Genomic DNA, 17647 nt, shown 5'->3' on the forward strand with positions numbered 1-17647 from the left:
TTCATGTCACAGTTGTTTGACGTTGCCGTACTAGGCGCAACTGGCTTAGTTGGCCAAACAATGATGGAACTGCTTGCTGAGCGAGATTTCCCTATAAACAAATTATATCCATTAGCCAGTGAGCGCTCTGCTGGTGGTGAGATCACCTTCAAGGGTGAAAAAATCACGGTTCTCAATGCTGACGAATTTGATTGGTCTAAAGTGCAATTCGGCTTTTTCTCGGCAGGAGGTAGTGTGTCTGCCAAATTTGCGCCATTGGCTGCTGAAGCCGGATGCGTAGTGATAGACAATACCTCTCACTACCGATATGAAGCAGACATACCGCTTGTGGTGCCTGAGGTAAATTCCCATGCGCTGGCTGATTTTCGTAATCGTAATATCATCGCCAACCCTAACTGCTCAACGATTCAGATGATGGTTGCATTAAAACCAATTCATGATGCCGTTGGGATTGAAAGAATCAACGTATGCACTTACCAATCTGTATCAGGTGCAGGTAAGTCTTCAATGGAAGCTTTAGCAAGACAAACGGCAGAACTGTTAAACGCAAAAGCGGTAACAGGCGATGAATTTAGTCGTCAGATTGCTTTCAACGTTATTCCGCAGATTGATATGTTCATGGATAACGATTACACCAAAGAAGAAATGAAAATGGTGTGGGAAACTCAAAAGATCATGGGTGACGAGAGTATTTTAGTAAATGCAACGGCAGTTCGAGTGCCGGTTTTCTATGGCCACGGTGAAGCAATTCATATCGAAACAAGACAACAGATCGATGCAGAAGATGTTAAGCAACTTCTGAGTGCGGCGCCGGGTGTTACCCTATACGCTCAAACCGACGAGTTCCCCACACAGGTCTCATCTGCTAGTGGCAATGACTCGGTTCATGTTGGTAGGGTGCGTAATGATATTTCGCATAGCCACGGTATTAATCTGTGGGTGGTTTCGGATAACATACGAAAAGGTGCTGCAACTAACAGCGTGCAGATTGCGGAAACACTAATAAAAGAATATTTATAAATAATCAGTCAGTAATGCCGATAACCTGTTGATGAGACAAGCTCTTTAGGCTTGATCAACTTAGTTATCGGCTTTTCAACAAAATAAAGAAAGTAAATTCAGATTGAATAGCAAGTGCCTTAGTTAACTATCGGGTCGTCTTCTTAACTTAATGCATTGTCAGTGTGAACAGCTTGTATTGGAGAGTTAAAAAAGTTGCTATGAAGTGGTTTTCAAAAGTCATTCAAGTATTGTGTTTGTGTTCGGCATTCGTGCTTTCAAGCCATAGTTTCGCGCAGAGTACGCAAATTCAAGGCCCTCGAGATTCAGCAGATGTTTACTCTGGCGTTGTGTATGGTCCTATCGACCAATCCGACACGCTTTGGGCCATTTCTAGCCAGTACAGAAAAAATCAACAGTTCACTGTCTATCAAGTTATGCTCGCAATTTACGAGCTCAACCCTCGCGCATTTACTAACCGAAACTTCAATACCATGGTTAACGGTTCGATGCTGCAACTTCCGACTGAGCGTTATATCGCTCGAATTGACCCACAAAGGGCTTTGCGAAAAGCTCAAGATGATGACCGTGCATTTGCTCAGGCTACCGGTCGGAGTGGGTCGAGTGTTGCCCCAGTGGAGAGCGACAGCGAAATTAATTTAAAGCCTGACGCAGAATTAGTTAACAAAGATGAACTCGATGCGGCACAAGAGTCTTTTCAGCAAGAAATATCTGGCCTCAAGCGTCAACAAGGTCAAGTTGTGCGTCAATTGCGTGAACAGTTAAGCGCAACAATAGATGCTACCCAGAGCATTGTTAATGAAAATCAATTAGTGCTTCAAAAAATGGCACAGAAAGATGAAGAGATGGCGGCGCTGAGGGCTGAGCTAGCCGAACAGTTTAATGCTGAGCTTGCCGAGCAAGCCGCAGAGATTGAAGCGCTTAAGGAATTTGTTCGCATCGCGCAGGCGAAGGAGAAATTAGCGCAAAACGAATCTGTGGGGACACTTATCCGACAACCCTTATTTATTATTATTGCCACAACAGTCGCTGGTTTACTGGTGTTTGTTTTAGTGGCAATGGTTTTGTTGAGAAAGCCAAAGGCGAAAGCAGAGGCAGTTACTGAACCTCTTAATGACGACTTGATTGAGCTTGACGACGCAGCCTCTCAAGATGCCGATGACTTGCTGGCAATCTTGGATAGTGATGATGTGTCGGATGATGATTTATTAGATGACATTTTGTCGGACGATCTCGAAGACACGATTGATGAAATATCACCCGACATAGAAGACTTCGATTCGTTAGAAGACGAAATGCTCGTGCCTGACCAAAAAGATGATAACAAAGCTAAAAGCACGAAAGTCGACGATGCCGATGCAAATACCAATGATGATGTTGATTTCGATGTCGACTCACTTGACGCCGATAGCCTTGATGGCGAAATAAGTCTCGACGACGATGACTTTAGTCTTGATGATGACGAAGCAAGTGATGAAAGTGAATTGGAAGAGATCGACATTGACCAAGTACTTGGAGATGAAAACGTTGAAATAGCTAATACCGCTGAAGAGAGCGAGATAGATGACTTGACCGGCGATAAGCTCGATAACGACAAGTCGATGGAAGAAAGTGATAAGCTCAGTGTAAGTGATATCGAATCAAGCAATGACCTTGCTGATGAGGAAATTCAAGATGAAGTTAACATCGAAGACTTGCTGGAACAAAATGCTTTGGATGATGGCGACACACCAGATGGCATTACTATCGGGCGTACCGGTGAAATAGATGAATCCGTAATCGAGCAAATAGAAGCCAGTATTAGCGATAAAAATACCGAGATTAATGCGCTTACAGAGAAGCTCGAGGATGACCTCGAAAATAACGATTTCGTTGATGACAACTTAGATTTGGATAGTTTGGAGGAGGATGTAGCTCAAGAGACTGCTACAGATAGCGAACAACAAAAATCTACACCGTCTATTGACGAGATAGCTAAAGATGTTGAAGCTGCTAGCGCAGATGCTGGCTCAGATACTAGTGCAGATGCTGGCTCAGATACTAGTGCAGACATCAATGATGAAGTAGAAGTAGATTCCTCTGACTTAGACGAGAGCGTTTTAGACGAGAGTGGCTTAGACGAGATTGACTTAAACGAGACTGATTTAGACGAGAGTGGCTTAGACGAGATTGACTTAAACGAGACTGATTTAGACGATCCCCTTGGTGATGAGTTACTTTCTGAGCTTGAAGCCGAACTTCCAGATAAAGATGACCTTGCTGTAGAGGAAAGTGCTGAACTTGAAGATAGTCATTCTGCAGCTGATACCAGTGATGACGACCCAGCGACAGCAGACAGTGTCGATACAGCTGACGATACAGCTAATACAGATGACACTGACGACCTTGATCTTGATTCCATCCTGGACGACAGTTTAGATGACCTAATCGATAATCATATTGATGAGGATGATATTCAATCAGGTAAGGATGCTCTGTTAGATGAAATCTTAGAGCCAGAGCGTACTTCGCCAGAAAAGGGGGCTTCAGCCCAAGAAAGTGACATCGTTGATCTCGAGATTGATACTAGACTCGACGAAGCCGGTGTTGAAACGCTTGATGATATCGATTTAAGTGAATTAGACGCAGAGCTTAATAATAGTCAAGACGCTAGTAGCAATGTAGATGATATCGATGACTCAATTCTTGACTTGCCAGACCTAGACGATTGGCTTGATGATGAAAAGGCACAAGAAGATGAAGAGTCGCAGGACAGTCAGTCTAGGGCTAATGACGTAGATGATGATTTTGATTCTTCAGGTGAGAGTAAATTACCTAGCAATTATGACGATCTCGCTATCGACACCTTAGGAGAGGATGCTCCCTCAACAAGCGCTGAAGATGAAGTGCTTAAAGAAATAGAAAGCGCAGACTTTGATGCTCTCCTAGAGGAAATGGGGGCAATTGCTGATGATGATATAGGATCTAAGCTAGCTGAAATTGAACCAGATATGGAAAATTTGGATAGCTTGGTTGAGGCACTTGATTCGGACAATGGCAAGTCTGATAAGTTAGACAATCCTGATTTAGACTTAACGGCATTATTTGACGATCCAGAAGGTGAAGTTGATGCTAGTGCTGATTTCATCGATGTCGATAATCTGATCGAGGAAAGTGAACAATTAGCGCCTGCAAGCGATGATGAAATTGAATTAAATTTAGACATGTCTCTTGATAGCTTTTTGAATGAAAGCAACGGAATTGATGTTGACGTTGATGCCGACCAATCGAGCAACTTGGATTTGGCGAGAGTTTACATCGATATGGAAGATACCGAAGCCGCTATTGAAGCCTTAGATCAGGTTGTGAAAAAGGGCAATGCTAAGCAAAAAGAAGAGGCTAGCGCTTTACTTGAACAACTAAAAGGAAAGTAGAGTTTGAGTGGCAAGTTCGGTGTAAATAAACCATCTCAGCTAGTATATGAAGCTAAGTTAGATGAATTTATAGCTCAATCAACCCTAAATATAAAAAGATGGTCGTTTACCGGCGCTTTGGCTTTTTATCTGGCTTTCACCTATATCGATTATCATCGTTTTTCGGTTGATGTCCATCAAATAACCATTCCTATTCGTGTCATCTTTGGTGTTTTACCGCTACTGTGCGTGTCTCTTTTATTTTGGACAAAACGTGTTACATCAACTCGTCAGTATCTCAATTTGTGTCTTTTTACTTATTTTAGCTGTGGCATGGTGCACATCTTCGTATTTGCCTTTGCTCGCAATTATGATCAAAATCTCTCAGAGCTCGGTTTCGTTATTCTCATCCTTTTTGGATGTTTGATGACAGCACTACCGATAAAGCCAGCAGCAACAATAACCTTGTTGATGATAATTATTATGGCAGTTGTTTATCCTAATTTGGGATGGGAAGCCAACAAGCTCGCTTTCCAATTGTTTGTTTATGTGGGTATAGCAAGCATGTGTTTGTTCATTAATCGAAACCTATCTAGGCAGTTAGTGAATAACTATCACATGATAAATGAGCTCTATGGCCACTCAATAACCGACCGACTCACTAACTTAAAAAACAGTCGATACTTTGAGAAACAGCTTTTATCACTCATTGACAGAGCACGAAATGAATTTAAAAAAGTATCTTTGATTATTATAGATGTGGATAACTTCAAAGAGCTTAATGACAGGAATGGTCACGATTATGGTGATAAATGCCTAGTTAATCTTGCAGGAGTGCTATCCAAGCAATGTACGAAAGAGTGTGACTTTGCATGCAGAATAGCTGGAGATGAGTTCGGTATTGTCTTGTATGACGCCAAGGAAGGAGAAGTAGAAACAATAAGTCAGAGGATTTTGACCGAAATACAACTCATTCATGTTGAGGTGTCAATGGGCATAGCAACAAGCTCAATCGACGAAGGTGAGACAACGATTGAAACTAAAGAACAGTTGTTCAAAAACGCAGATCGTGCTTTGTATCTAGCGAAAGATAAAGGCAGAAATACCTTTGTTGTAGATGCTTAGTTCTGAAAACGCTCTGCCAGTGCGGCTCATCACTAAGCTCTGTATTCCATAAGCTGTGGTCTATTTACGAGTCGAGGGGCACATTGAAGTTTTCATCAAGCTCAAAATCACCTCTAACTGCTTGTAACTTTCCATCTTCAAAGTCGATGACCAATTCCTTTTTAAAGTCTTCGCCACGCTTACTCATTCCGCGCTTCATTTCATAAACGTAGTACCATGTATTTTGGTCGAAAGAATCTTCGACCACAGGGTGCCCCAATACATAAATAACTTGCTCTTTTGTCATATTGATACGAAGTTTTTTAACATCTCTGTCATCCAGATAGTTGCCCTGAGGGACGTCAATTCTGAATATCCAGTTTTTACAAGCAGTGGTACCGAAAACGACGGCGATGATAATTAAGAGATGTGTAAGTTTCATTCAATTTTCCGATTTATTGGCATTCTTAGCCAACCTATTCATTTAGTTGTCACTGATATTTGGTATTTTCAGCGTAAGCGTAATTATGTAGCTGATGCTACCACTATATTATGACCATTCAACATCTATTTAGTTCTTTCTATAGTTTTAATAAGTCTCGTGCGTTTGCGATGGCGGTATCGGTTAATTTATCGCCTGCAAGTAACCTTGCAATTTCATTCACTCTTTCATTTTCAGTGAGTTGTAGCATACGCGTTTCGGTGCTGTCGCCATCGGTTAATTTGGTAACAAATATCTGATTATGACCATGTGCAGCGACCTGTGGGAGATGCGTGACACACATTACTTGAGATCTTTCACCTAGTTTACGAAGTAACCTGCCCACTATAGAGGCGGTAGGCCCGCTTATACCAGTATCGACTTCATCGAAAATCATAGTGGGTATGTGGTTTCCGCTAGCGGTGATCACTTGTATGGCTAATCCTATTCGCGACAGTTCGCCACCTGAAACGACTTTATCTAAGCTATCTGCTGCTTGGCCGGGGTTAGTCGCTACTTTGATTGAAACTTGATCAGTGCCATGTGCGCTTGGCTTTGCATCCAAAATACTATTTACTTCAATTTCTACTTTCGCATGTGGCATGTTCATATCACGAATATGTGCTTCGATTTTTTTAGCCAATAGTGTCGCACTTTTTTGACGTGATAGGTGCAAGGCTTCTGCGTGTTTTTTATAGTCGCTAGCGAGTCTAAGACACTCTTCCTCAAGCTCACCTAAGCTGTTTTCTTGTTGAATCAGCGTGGCATACTCGGCTGCCAACTCCATATGTTTATCATAGAGCGCTTCAGGTTTAACATTATGTTTTCTCGCAAAGTCCATTGAACTCGCATACCTTTGTTCAACTTGCTGTAAACGCATGGGATCAATTTCTAATTGCTCACAATATTGACGTAATTCTTGCGATGCCTCTTCAACTTGAATAGAGGCTTCATTGAGTACTTCCACAATTGGGCCTAACAAGGGATCGTGCTCTTGCATGTCAGCCAAATTGTCGATGCAAGAGCGGATCGCAGATAAAGCATTAAACTCGTCGCCTTCATATAAGAGATAAAAGCTCATTTGAGCTTGCTCTAGTAAGGTCTGACTATTGCTTAGCCTTTTATGCTCTATTTCCAATTCGCTAAACTCATTCTCGGCAATACTAAATTCGTCTAGTTCGGCCACTTGATATGACAGCAGTTGCTTTCGGTCATTGCGTTGCTGTTGTGCTTCTTGTAATTCACTTAGTTGCGACTGTTTTTCTTTTAGGGCTTTGCATGCTGAGGCAACAGCATCAATTAAACTGGAATGCTCGGCAAAAATGTCAACTAAGCGCCGTTGGTTATCGGTTTTGAGAAGCTGATGATGTGCATTTTGCCCATGAATGCTTACCAGATATTGGCCAAGCGCTTTTAGCTGATTAAGTGATACGGCAACGCCATTAATAAAGGCTTTCGAGCGACCCTCTTGGCTAATTAAACGACGTATAAAGCACTCATCTTTGTTATCTTCTTGTTCTAATTCGTTCTCTTCTAGCCATGATTTTGCCAGCTTAAGATGACTGACATCAAAGTGTGCAACAATTTCTGCCTTCTCAGCTCCTTTTCGCACGCTAGCTGCGTCGGCTCTATCACCCAAGCATAAACTGAGGGCGTCTATAGCAATTGACTTACCTGCACCAGTTTCACCAGTAATGGCGGTCATGCCCTCAACTAGGTCAACTTGTAATTGTTTAACAACAGCAAAATTCTTAACTGAAATGTGTACGAGCATCTGGCTTTCCCGAAGATTCTAAATTTGCTAACTATGTTTTGATAATTAACGCTGCTAATAAATGTACTGGTAATATATACAGTAATTGAGTTTAAGTAAAGCAGAGGGTCAGGCATTAGTGTTTTTACTGTGGTAGTGAAATCTTGCCCATGCTGGTATTGACGTTAGTTGACCCTTTACTTCCTGTGGCCGATTCCGCCGCAAAAGTCTGTATATCCCCAGCAACACATTCGTTTGCAAGCAGAGCAAAAAGGATCGCCTCTTTTGCATCGGGGTCGATATCTAAAGCTCGTGTATTTGAAACACTGCGCTTCAAATGAAAAGAAAGTCGGTTTAATAAATGAGTATTACGCGCTCCGCCACCACTTACGTAGATTTCAGTATCAATTGGTAGGCACAGCACATGCTTGGCAATAAGCCAAGCTGAGAATTCATTTAAAGTCGCCATTTTATCTTCAAAGCTGATACTTTTCTGTTCGTCCAATTGCATAGGCGTCGCTGTTCTCGAGTCAGTGTCAGATTGGCTGACTGCATTATCTAACCATGCGATGTTAAATAACTCTGGCCCAGTTGTTTTGGGCATCGCTGCATTTACGAATGCGTCGTCTTGCATTTTTTTTAACAAGATTGTGTTGACCTTTCCCATGGCTGCGATCTTTCCATCCTTGTCGTAACCCCACGCCAATTGTTCGCTTTGCTCATTGGATTTATCTCTTTCAGCCCTAATCAGTGCATCCATGAGTGTATTTCCTGGGCCTAAATCTGAGCAGACCGTGTCATTAAAACCTGCACCCTTCGGTAAGTAAGTTAGGTTAGCGATGCCACCTATATTGATCAAACAACGGTTCTTAGTGTGACTGGAAAATAGCAAATAGTCTCCGTACATGGCGAGTGGGGCGCCTTCACCGCCATGAGCTATCTGTTTTTGGCGAAAGTCGCTGATGGTAATTATATGGGTTAATGAGGCTATGTGGTCGCCATCGCCAAGTTGAAGTGTAGAGTGAATTGAGGAATTAGCCGCACTTTCAAGGTAAGTGCTCTCGGTTTGAGCAGGGCAAGGAGTCCTCGACACGTTTTTCAAAGAGTTCGCGACTCTCAGTGAATTGGGATAGTGGAAAACAGTTTGGCCATGACTTGCTATCAGATCAACATCAGCACTAGTTAACTTGTTATCCTCAAGAAACTGAAGGACCATATCAGCATGAGTTCTTGCGATAAAAGCATTAAGCCAACACAAGACTGACTGATCAACGATTTGTTTTGAAAAAACATCTTTGACCGCGAGCAAAAACGCGTCGTCGTATGCTTTTGTTTCGAAGCCTTCCAATCTAACGCGAGTTGCTTTTCCGTGACCGTCAATAGTACACAAAGCAATATCAAGCCCATCCAGCGAGGTACCGCTCATCAGCCCAATAATCCTGCGAGTTTTTGCTCTAGTTAGACCATATAGTTTATCGATATGTTGACGCATCAGTAGAGTTTACTGCCCCAATTAAGTTTTGTTCTTAAGACGTTGAAGTAGTTGTAGTCTTTTGGGTGTACCAAGGTCAATTTATTTGGGTTTTTTCGAATTCTAACTTCGTCGCCAGGTTGTAGGGAGATAACAATATGACTATCACAGCTAACCTGCAAATTGTCAGTGTTTACTTTGGATACTTTCAAATAAATTTCGCTATTTGCGTCAACAACAATTGGTCGACTGCTGAGAGTGTGAGGGAACATTGGTACTAAAGTAAGGGCATCTAATTGAGGCATAAGTATTGGGCCTCCACCAGACAAAGAATAGGCTGTGGAGCCGGTTGGAGTCGCGACAATTAAACCGTCTGAACGCTGACTAAATACGAAAAGTCCGTCGATGTATAGCTCGAACTCCATCATGTGAGCGACTTTACCGTGGTGCAGAACAATCTCGTTAACAGCTGAATTCGTCTCTTGGTTTTCGCCGTCTCTGACCACGGTGGCCTCTAAAAGGAAGCGCTCTTCCCTGTGAACTCTTCCTTCAAAAATATTGGTGATTTGACGGCTAATATCTTCAGGATTGATGTCGGTTAGGAAGCCGAGATTACCGCGATTAACGCCGACTACGTCGGTATTGTGGTTTGCCAAGATCCTGGCCGCCCCAAGCATGTAGCCGTCGCCGCCCACAACAATCGCTAGCTCTGACCGCTCACCAAGTTCCTCTAAGCTACAAACTTCTAAAGAACGATCGTCAAGCTCTTCTTTGATGCGAGCTTCAACCAAAATTTGGCAGTTTCGCTCCTTTAATTCTGTTACCAATGCATTGAGGCTAACCCGACTCCCTTCATGGTCGGTCTTCCCTATCAGTCCTACTGTTTGATAACTCATAAATGCGCTATAACTTCCTTTGCCTGATGTAAATAACCTTCTCTACATGCAGACCTTACTCCGCCTGTTATTGATTGTTCTTGGTCGTGCTTGATTATAGTACAGTGAAGCTTGCTAATAATAAGATAACTGTTACCCAATTCTAGTTGACTTGCAAGTGTATTTTTGGGTTCGAAAGGTAAATTAGTGTCCAAGCCTTGGTTTGGCATTGCATATTACAATGTATCGTCAGTTTAGCGTGTATAAATAATGGTGTTTTTTCCAAGCGTTTTTGCCTTGTACATCCCTACATCGGCTCTGCGCAGAGTATCTTCAAAGTGCTCACCTTGCAGAGCCGCCGCAACCCCAATACTCAATGTAGTTTTTAGTTCAGGATGCGCTCTTGGACGCACGTGATATTTAATATTTTTACGAATTTTCTCAACGAGTGTTTCGGTGCTCTCTTCGTCTATATTCATCAACAGAATTAAAAATTGCTCGCCACCCCATCGAGATACAATATCACTCCCGCGAACAGTCGCTTGTAAATAGTCGGAGGTGTCTTTAATTACCTGGTCTGCGGCAAGCGGACCAATGGTGGCATTAATATTCTTAAAATTATCTATATCACAAAGCACTGCAGTGTAATTTTGGGCATGTTGCCCACGCCTTTCTTGGTGTCGCCTTTTTAGAAAGTCGTAGACGAACTGCCTGTTATAGCTCTGAGTAAGCGCATCTTTATTTGCCATTTCATATAGCTTTTTTTCTTGTCTCATGCTTCGAGACCTAGCACTCATAGTAATAATAACGAAGGCCGTTGCAGTGAGGACAATATTGATAAATTGTACATAGGGGGCAATACTTGGAAAGGCATATACATAGTCAAAGTTGGCGGTAAGTAGATTAAGTACACCGAAAAGTACAATAAGACTGAGGCTTATTATGGCTGACAATTGGCGCGAAAATAATGGAAATATAATCACCATAGAAGCGACCGGCCAAAGAAAATATTGAAAACCCATCGATAAGCCAATCACCAAAGTTGCAATAGTCGCATGCACCGCAATTTCCAACGAAATCAATATGGTCGCGAGCAAATACCGACTTTTATGGTTTTGATAGAGCGCTATTAGCCAAACTAGCACACTTGCTACGTTCAGAAACGACAGCCATAACGCTCCTATACTCAAAAAGAAAAAGATAAATATGATGTGCGATACGGCACCTAAGAAACAAACCGTCCTCAGGGTGATGTATAGTCGAATGTTTGCATGATCAGGGCTTAAATGCTGATATTTTTCTTCAAGAGGACTCAAGCTTTGAGTGCTATGCTGATTTATTCGGTCAACCACTTTTCACCACTTAAATGTAAACGACGCTGCAAGTAACTTCTTATCAAATTGTACATTAATAACTACAACAACTGTATTAGAACTTATCTTTAAACAGTTCCAGTGTATTTGATATGATATTCAAGGGCTTAGGATATAATTTTATTTTTTCCCTTGAAGAAAGCTAAAATAACCCCATCTACATCGCCATGCATAAACCAACGGTGTCCCCACCGTTTTAGAGAAGATTCGAAGTATCCGCGGAGAAATATAATGAGCGACCAAAAAGCCAATCCTGATAACGAAGTAGAGATCCACGATGAAGAAAGTTCGTCGGAAAATGAAGAACAGCCAATGACGGCTGATGAGCTTGAGCAAAGCATGAACGATACCGATAATATTGAACGAATTGCAGAGTTGGAAGCCGAGTTAGAGGCTGCAAAAGGCACTATTGACGGTCAGAAAGACGCTGTACTTCGAGCTCGTGCCGACATGGAAAATGCTAAACGCAGAGCAGAGCAAGAAATTGACAAAGCACGTAAATTTGCCCTTGAGAGATTTGCCGGTGAACTACTGCCTGTGCTTGATAACCTTGAGCGAGCGATGCAAGTTGCTGATGCTGATAATGAGGCAATAAAACCGGTGATTGAAGGTGTCGATCTTACCCTGAAATCATTTGTGTCGACCGTTGAGAAATTTGGTATGGAAGTGATAGACCCACAGGGTGAAAGCTTTAACCCTGAACTTCACCAAGCAATGTCCATGCAAGAATCGTCAGATGTTGCGCCTAATACAGTCATGGCTGTGATGCAGAAAGGCTATAGCTTGAATGGTCGCTTGATTCGCCCCGCCATGGTAATGGTATCTCGTGCAGCAAGTGATGGGGTTGACACCGAAGCATAAGTGTTTGGTGTGAACCTTATTTAAAAAGCATTTCAAACCTAGTACGACGATAAAACTTTGACTACCCGTCCTTTGGCAATTAATTTATGCAGTAGTCCGCGCGTGTTCTGCATCACATCTGTTTTATCGTCTATTAAACGTCACAAAGAGAAGAGTCCCAGCAAGCACAAGCTTAGAAAAGCAAAGCCCAATACTGGACAGGCTCACAGCGCTTTTTTCTAGGTAAATTAAAAAAAATAAAAAAAAGTTTAATCACGTGTTGAAAACAGGGGTATTAGCCCCACTTAGTAAGTCATAACGCAATAACTCATATTTTGGAGACACACTAATGGGTAGAATCATCGGTATCGACTTAGGTACAACTAATTCATGTGTCGCAGTACTAGACGGCGACAAAGCAAAAGTAATTGAAAACGCAGAGGGCGATCGTACAACGCCATCGATTATCGCTTACAGCGCCGAAGGCGAGACACTTGTTGGTCAGCCGGCGAAGCGCCAAGCAGTGACTAACCCTGAAAACACATTGTTTGCGATTAAGCGCCTAATAGGCCGCCGCTTTGAAGATAAAGAAGTGCAGCGTGACATTGACATCATGCCTTTTAAAATCGTGAAAGCTGATAACGGCGACGCTTGGGTTGAAGCAAACAACGAAAAAATGGCACCGCCTCAGATTTCAGCGGAAGTGCTCAAAAAGATGAAGAAGACTGCTGAAGACTATTTGGGTGAAGAAGTCACTGCAGCTGTTATTACTGTTCCTGCTTATTTTAATGATGCTCAGCGTCAGGCTACTAAAGATGCTGGTCGAATCGCGGGCTTGGAAGTAAAGCGTATCATTAACGAGCCAACGGCTGCAGCATTAGCTTACGGCATGGATAAAAAGCAAGGCGATAGCGTAGTTGCTGTTTACGACCTTGGTGGTGGTACTTTTGATATTTCAATTATTGAGATTGACGAGGCTGACGGTGAGCACACATTTGAAGTATTAGCGACCAATGGCGATACTCACTTAGGCGGTGAAGATTTCGATAACCGCATGATCAATTATCTTGTGGATGAGTTCAAGAAAGACCAAGGTTTTGATTTACGTAAAGATCCTTTGGCTATGCAACGTTTGAAAGAAGCGGGTGAGAAAGCCAAGATTGAGCTTTCTTCAGCGCAGCAAACAGAAGTTAATTTGCCATACATCACTGCTGACGCAACTGGTCCTAAGCACTTAGCAATAAAGGTGACACGTGCGAAATTGGAGTCGCTAGTTGAAGATTTAGTGAAGCAATCACTTGAGCCATTGAAGCAAGCCCTTGCCGATGCAGATTTGTCGGTAAGCGACATCAACGACATTATTCTTGTTGGTGGCCAAACTCGTATGCCTTTGGTTCAGAAGTACGTTACTGAGTTTTTTGGTAAAGAGCCGCGTAAAGACGTAAACCCTGATGAAGCAGTTGCAACGGGCGCCGCGATTCAAGGTGGTGTTCTAGCGGGTGATGTGAAAGATGTTCTATTACTTGACGTTACCCCTCTATCTCTCGGTATCGAGACGATGGGTGGAGTGATGACAGCCCTTATCGAGAAGAATACAACGGTGCCTACTAAGAAGTCACAAGTATTCTCAACCGCTGAAGATAACCAGTCTGCGGTTACAGTACATGTGTTACAGGGGGAGCGTAAGCAAGCTCAAGGTAATAAGTCTTTAGGTCAATTTAACCTTGAAGGTATTCGTCCGGCATCACGTGGAACCCCTCAAATTGAGGTAACTTTCGATATTGATGCCGATGGCATATTACATGTTTCGGCCAAAGATAAAGATACGGGCAAAGAGCAGAAGATCACTATCAAAGCTAACTCTGGTTTAAGTGATGAAGAAATTGAGCAAATGGTACAAGACGCTGAAGCGAATAAAGATGCTGACGCGAAGTTCGAAGAACTAGTACAAGCTCGAAATCAAGCTGATGGCATGATCCATGGCACTCGCACGCAAATTGAAGAAGCCGGTGACGCTTTAGCTGAAGATGAGAAAGCGAAAATCGAAGCTGCTGTTGACGCTCTGGAAACTGCGCGCAAAGGCGAAGATAAAGCGGCGATTGACCAGAAGGTTCAAGAGCTCATGGAAGCATCAGCTAAGTTAATGGAAATAGCACAGGCTAAAGCTGCAGCAGAAGGTCAAGATGCACCTCAAGCTGATACAGGTGAAGCTACTCCAGCGGATGATGATGTAGTTGACGCTGAGTTTGAAGAAGTGAAAGACGACAAGAAATAAGTCGAATTGCTTTAAGTAAGATAACGAGGCGCAGCTGTTTGTGAACAGGTTGCGCCTTGTTTGTTTTACACAATATGGTAATAAAAGTCTAACAAACGCGCATTTGTGGTTTTATAAGCGATTTAACTAAGGCTTGAAATAGAGCTCTTATAAAACAGTACCCTTACACAGATTTTATATAGTAGGAAGTTTTTATCTTATGTCCAAACGAGATTATTACGAGGTTTTAGGTGTTCCCAAAAGTGCCGATGAGCGCACAATAAAGAAAGCCTACAAGAAACTCGCCATGAAGTACCACCCTGATAGAACTCAGGGCGACAAGGACATGGAAGAAAAATTTAAAGAGATTCAAGAAGCTCATGAAATGCTCACCGATAGTCAAAAGCGTGCCGCTTATGATCAATACGGACACGCTGGGGTTGATCCTAACCGTGGCGGAGGTCACGGTCATGGGGCTGATTTTGGTGACATTTTTGGAGATGTTTTTGGCGATATTTTTGGTGGAGGCAGGGGGCGTCAATCACGTGCTCGCCAAGGGTCCGATTTACGTTATAACCTCGAAATGTCACTTGAGGAAGCTGTGCGAGGCAAGGAAGTTGAAATTAGAGTCCCTACCTTAGTGGAGTGTGACTCATGTCATGGCTCGGGTGCAAAGAAAGGGTCTTCACCAACAACATGTCCTACATGTAAAGGAAACGGGCAAGTACAGATGCGACAAGGCTTTTTTGCAGTCCAACAAACCTGTCCAACATGTTCTGGGAAAGGCAAAATTATATCAGACCCTTGCAATCCATGCCGTGGTCAAGGCAGAACTGAAAAAACTAAAACACTTTCGGTCAAAGTCCCTGCAGGTGTCGACACAGGCGATCGTATTCGGTTGAGCGGCGAGGGAGAGGCTGGTGAGAACGGGGCTCCAGCAGGTGATTTATATGTTCAGGTAAATATCCGAGAGCACGAAATTTTTGCTCGTGATGGCAACAACCTATACTGTGAAGTCCCTCTTGGTTTTGCGACTGCAGCACTGGGCGGTGATATTGAAGTTCCGACTCTTGATGGCAAAGTTAAGCTTAAGATTACTGCTGAAACACAAACAGGCAAGATGTTCCGCCTGCGTGGTAAAGGTGTGAAATCAGTAAGGAGTGGCAGCGTAGGTGACTTGATGTGTAAAGTTGTAATCGAAACGCCAGTTAATTTATCGAGCAAGCAACGTGAGATGCTGGAAGAGTTCGACGCTTCTCTTGGTGGCGGTAAACATCGCCCTAAAGAGCAAGGCTTTTTTGATGGCGTGAAAAAGTTCTTTGACGATTTAACCAAGTAACACAAGCTAAAATCCATAACATAAACGCCTGTCATACAACGATGGGCGTTTTTGTTTTAAGAAAAATAATATTGAGGCCTTTTTAAATCGGTGTTTCTGAACTATTATTTTTTGACAACAAATATAAGTGATAAAGGAAAACAACAATGAAGAAATTTTTATCAATTGCGAGCATCTTGAGTATTCTGTTCTCGGCGTCTATCGTAGCTAAGGAAGCAAGTTCTGAAAAACAAGCTAAAGCAAATGTACAATTTAGAAAAGCGATTCTTCAGTTAGTCAGGAGCAATATGGGTCCTCTTGGGGCGATGGCAAAAGGTCAAATTCCTTATGATAGTGAGGTAATGATGACCAATGGCTTAAGAATTGAACAGCTCAGTTATATGATGGAAGATTATTTTGCTACAGATACTCGCAAATTTGAGCTAAAAACTGACGCTTCAGATGATATTTGGGAGAATCAAGACGACTTCAATTCACTCGCATTAGACATGGCAGATGCGGCAGCAAAGCTCCAGAAAGTAGCTGAAGCTGGGGACGAAGCAAATTATCGTAAAGCGATTGGTTCGGTAGGGGCTACTTGTAAAGCCTGTCACGATAAATACAAAACTGATTAGACGTTATTGCACTAAGCAAATCAAAAGAAACATAAAGTAGCATTTGCAATTTTGTAGAGATATGTAATTATAATGTTAATGAAATTGTTCTTTGGGAGAAGAATGATTTTATTGGAGTACTATTATTACTGTTCAATTAATACAATGATTGTAAAGCGACACCGTTTAGCAATGCTCGGTGTTTAATGTAAATGGAAGTTGTAGTGCTTAATCCTAATAAAAAAAATAAAAGGATTGGCGAATATGTCTAAACATGCTTTAAAACAAACAGCATTTGCTGTGGGCTTGACTATCCTCTACGGGTTAACAATTTCACAAGCTAACGTATTTTTCTAAGATAGCAAACTCATATCTTATTGATACAAATGAATAGCCGAGCAGGCCTTGCTCGGCTATTTTTTTGTCAGTAGTAAAAGTCATCTGCTAGCTCAGGAGCGAAGCTGACGACAATGAGATACACTGCGCCTGCAGATAAGCTCGCTACAAACACAAAACGAAGCCAATGGTTCTTGCTTGCTACAATATTCTCTAGCTTTGATACTTGAGACTCACTTAGCTCTTTTCTGCCAGTTACCATTGCTTTAAGCAATGCTTGGCCTTTTAGTCTTTTGTATAAAATCATTGCAGTAATGTGCAAGACCAAGAAAAATAGCACGGCGTTAACAGCGTTACTGTGCAGCATGTTCATTATATCTTCAACCGCATCACTTACGACAGAGTGATAAGGACCTGAATAAAAGATATCGTCGGTGATAAATAGTCCTGATACGGTTTGCGTTAACAGCATGCTCATGACAAAAATGATGGAGTAAGCGCCAAGCGGATTGTGCCCTAAATATGTTGTGTAGCTACTTTTATTCAGACTCTTGGCATAGGCAATAGTGGTAGTAGGGCCATGTATAAACTGAGAAAAGCGAGCATAATAGGCACCAACAATCCCCCAGAGAAGCCTGAAGATGATTAGCCCAAGCATCACATAGCCACCATAGAAGTGCCATTGCATAGCATCGTCAAGTAACTCCCCAGTTAAATATTGCGCGGCAAAAGTGACCACCAATAGCCAGTGGAATATTCTCGTCGGAAAGTCCCAAACATATATTTTCATTTTAGCTTCTTGGCAGAATAACAATA

At 42.4% G+C, this 17647-nt stretch carries 13 protein-coding genes; 7 read left to right on the plus strand and 6 right to left on the minus strand.

Annotation, left to right across the window (positions count from 1 at the left end):
- The first annotated feature begins 3 nt into the window (after positions 1 to 3).
- From ISG33_RS03800 to ISG33_RS03810, 3 genes are all read left to right on the plus strand, one after another.
- Entirely contained in the window at positions 4 to 1020 is a 1017-nt protein-coding gene (locus ISG33_RS03800) for an aspartate-semialdehyde dehydrogenase (protein ID WP_195732200.1), read from the plus strand.
- Positions 1021 to 1220: 200 nt separating this feature from the next.
- On the plus strand, positions 1221 to 4433 hold the full coding sequence (locus ISG33_RS17340; RefSeq protein WP_195732201.1) for a FimV/HubP family polar landmark protein: 3213 nt from the start codon (positions 1221 to 1223) through the stop codon (positions 4431 to 4433).
- Positions 4434 to 4436: 3 nt separating this feature from the next.
- Complete coding sequence (locus ISG33_RS03810; RefSeq protein ID WP_195732202.1) at positions 4437 to 5537, plus strand: GGDEF domain-containing protein; 1101 nt, start codon at positions 4437 to 4439, stop codon at positions 5535 to 5537.
- 64 nt (positions 5538 to 5601) lie between these two features.
- Here the strand turns inward: ISG33_RS03810 and ISG33_RS03815 are convergent, their stop codons facing one another.
- From ISG33_RS03815 to ISG33_RS03835, 5 genes are all read right to left on the minus strand, one after another.
- Entirely contained in the window at positions 5602 to 5958 is a 357-nt protein-coding gene (locus ISG33_RS03815; RefSeq protein ID WP_195732203.1) for an outer membrane protein assembly factor BamE, read from the minus strand.
- Positions 5959 to 6097: 139 nt separating this feature from the next.
- A complete protein-coding gene (recN, locus tag ISG33_RS03820; protein WP_195732204.1) occupies positions 6098 to 7771 on the minus strand; it encodes a DNA repair protein RecN in 1674 nt (557 codons plus the stop codon).
- Positions 7772 to 7895: 124 nt separating this feature from the next.
- On the minus strand, positions 7896 to 9242 hold the full coding sequence (locus ISG33_RS03825; RefSeq protein ID WP_195732205.1) for an anhydro-N-acetylmuramic acid kinase: 1347 nt from the start codon (positions 9240 to 9242) through the stop codon (positions 7896 to 7898).
- The gene (gene nadK / locus ISG33_RS03830; protein ID WP_195732206.1) at positions 9242 to 10117 is read right to left on the minus strand and encodes an NAD(+) kinase; all 876 of its coding nucleotides are present in this window, start codon (positions 10115 to 10117) and stop codon (positions 9242 to 9244) included. Before nadK ends, ISG33_RS03825 begins: the two co-directional genes overlap by 1 nt.
- A gap of 233 nt (positions 10118 to 10350) precedes the next feature.
- The gene (locus ISG33_RS03835; protein ID WP_195732207.1) at positions 10351 to 11448 is read right to left on the minus strand and encodes a GGDEF domain-containing protein; all 1098 of its coding nucleotides are present in this window, start codon (positions 11446 to 11448) and stop codon (positions 10351 to 10353) included.
- A gap of 252 nt (positions 11449 to 11700) precedes the next feature.
- On the opposite strand from ISG33_RS03835, the gene grpE reads away from it, so the two are divergent.
- From grpE to ISG33_RS03855, 4 genes are all read left to right on the plus strand, one after another.
- Entirely contained in the window at positions 11701 to 12330 is a 630-nt protein-coding gene (gene grpE, locus ISG33_RS03840; protein ID WP_195732208.1) for a nucleotide exchange factor GrpE, read from the plus strand.
- Positions 12331 to 12658: 328 nt separating this feature from the next.
- Positions 12659 to 14584, plus strand: coding sequence for a molecular chaperone DnaK (gene dnaK, locus ISG33_RS03845; protein ID WP_195732209.1), 1926 nt, complete (start codon positions 12659 to 12661; stop codon positions 14582 to 14584).
- 199 nt (positions 14585 to 14783) lie between these two features.
- Positions 14784 to 15902 (plus strand): molecular chaperone DnaJ, encoded by a 1119-nt coding sequence (gene dnaJ / locus ISG33_RS03850; RefSeq protein WP_195732210.1) that lies wholly within the window; start codon positions 14784 to 14786, stop codon positions 15900 to 15902.
- 146 nt (positions 15903 to 16048) lie between these two features.
- Positions 16049 to 16516 (plus strand): c-type cytochrome, encoded by a 468-nt coding sequence (locus tag ISG33_RS03855; RefSeq protein ID WP_195732211.1) that lies wholly within the window; start codon positions 16049 to 16051, stop codon positions 16514 to 16516.
- Between the two features lie 403 nt (positions 16517 to 16919).
- On the opposite strand, the gene ISG33_RS03860 is transcribed toward ISG33_RS03855, so the two are convergent.
- Complete coding sequence (locus ISG33_RS03860) at positions 16920 to 17621, minus strand: cytochrome b/b6 domain-containing protein (protein WP_195732212.1); 702 nt, start codon at positions 17619 to 17621, stop codon at positions 16920 to 16922.
- Positions 17622 to 17647 lie beyond the last annotated feature (26 nt).

Source organism: Marinibium conchae, from assembly GCF_015595035.1.
Lineage (GTDB): Bacteria > Pseudomonadota > Gammaproteobacteria > Enterobacterales > Alteromonadaceae > Glaciecola.

Bases quoted from the DNA above. Each gene is read 5' to 3' on its own strand.
- ISG33_RS03800 (WP_195732200.1), top strand. From the start codon at position 4: ATGTCACAGTTGTTTGACGTTGCCGTACTAGGCGCAACTGGCTTAGTT.
- ISG33_RS17340 (WP_195732201.1), top strand. From the start codon at position 1,221: ATGAAGTGGTTTTCAAAAGTCATTCAAGTATTGTGTTTGTGTTCGGCA.
- ISG33_RS03815 (WP_195732203.1), bottom strand. From the start codon at position 5,958: ATGAAACTTACACATCTCTTAATTATCATCGCCGTCGTTTTCGGTACC.
- recN (WP_195732204.1), bottom strand. From the start codon at position 7,771: ATGCTCGTACACATTTCAGTTAAGAATTTTGCTGTTGTTAAACAATTA.
- ISG33_RS03825 (WP_195732205.1), bottom strand. From the start codon at position 9,242: ATGCGTCAACATATCGATAAACTATATGGTCTAACTAGAGCAAAAACT.
- nadK (WP_195732206.1), bottom strand. From the start codon at position 10,117: ATGAGTTATCAAACAGTAGGACTGATAGGGAAGACCGACCATGAAGGG.
- grpE (WP_195732208.1), top strand. From the start codon at position 11,701: ATGAGCGACCAAAAAGCCAATCCTGATAACGAAGTAGAGATCCACGAT.
- dnaK (WP_195732209.1), top strand. From the start codon at position 12,659: ATGGGTAGAATCATCGGTATCGACTTAGGTACAACTAATTCATGTGTC.
- dnaJ (WP_195732210.1), top strand. From the start codon at position 14,784: ATGTCCAAACGAGATTATTACGAGGTTTTAGGTGTTCCCAAAAGTGCC.
- ISG33_RS03855 (WP_195732211.1), top strand. From the start codon at position 16,049: ATGAAGAAATTTTTATCAATTGCGAGCATCTTGAGTATTCTGTTCTCG.
- ISG33_RS03860 (WP_195732212.1), bottom strand. From the start codon at position 17,621: ATGAAAATATATGTTTGGGACTTTCCGACGAGAATATTCCACTGGCTA.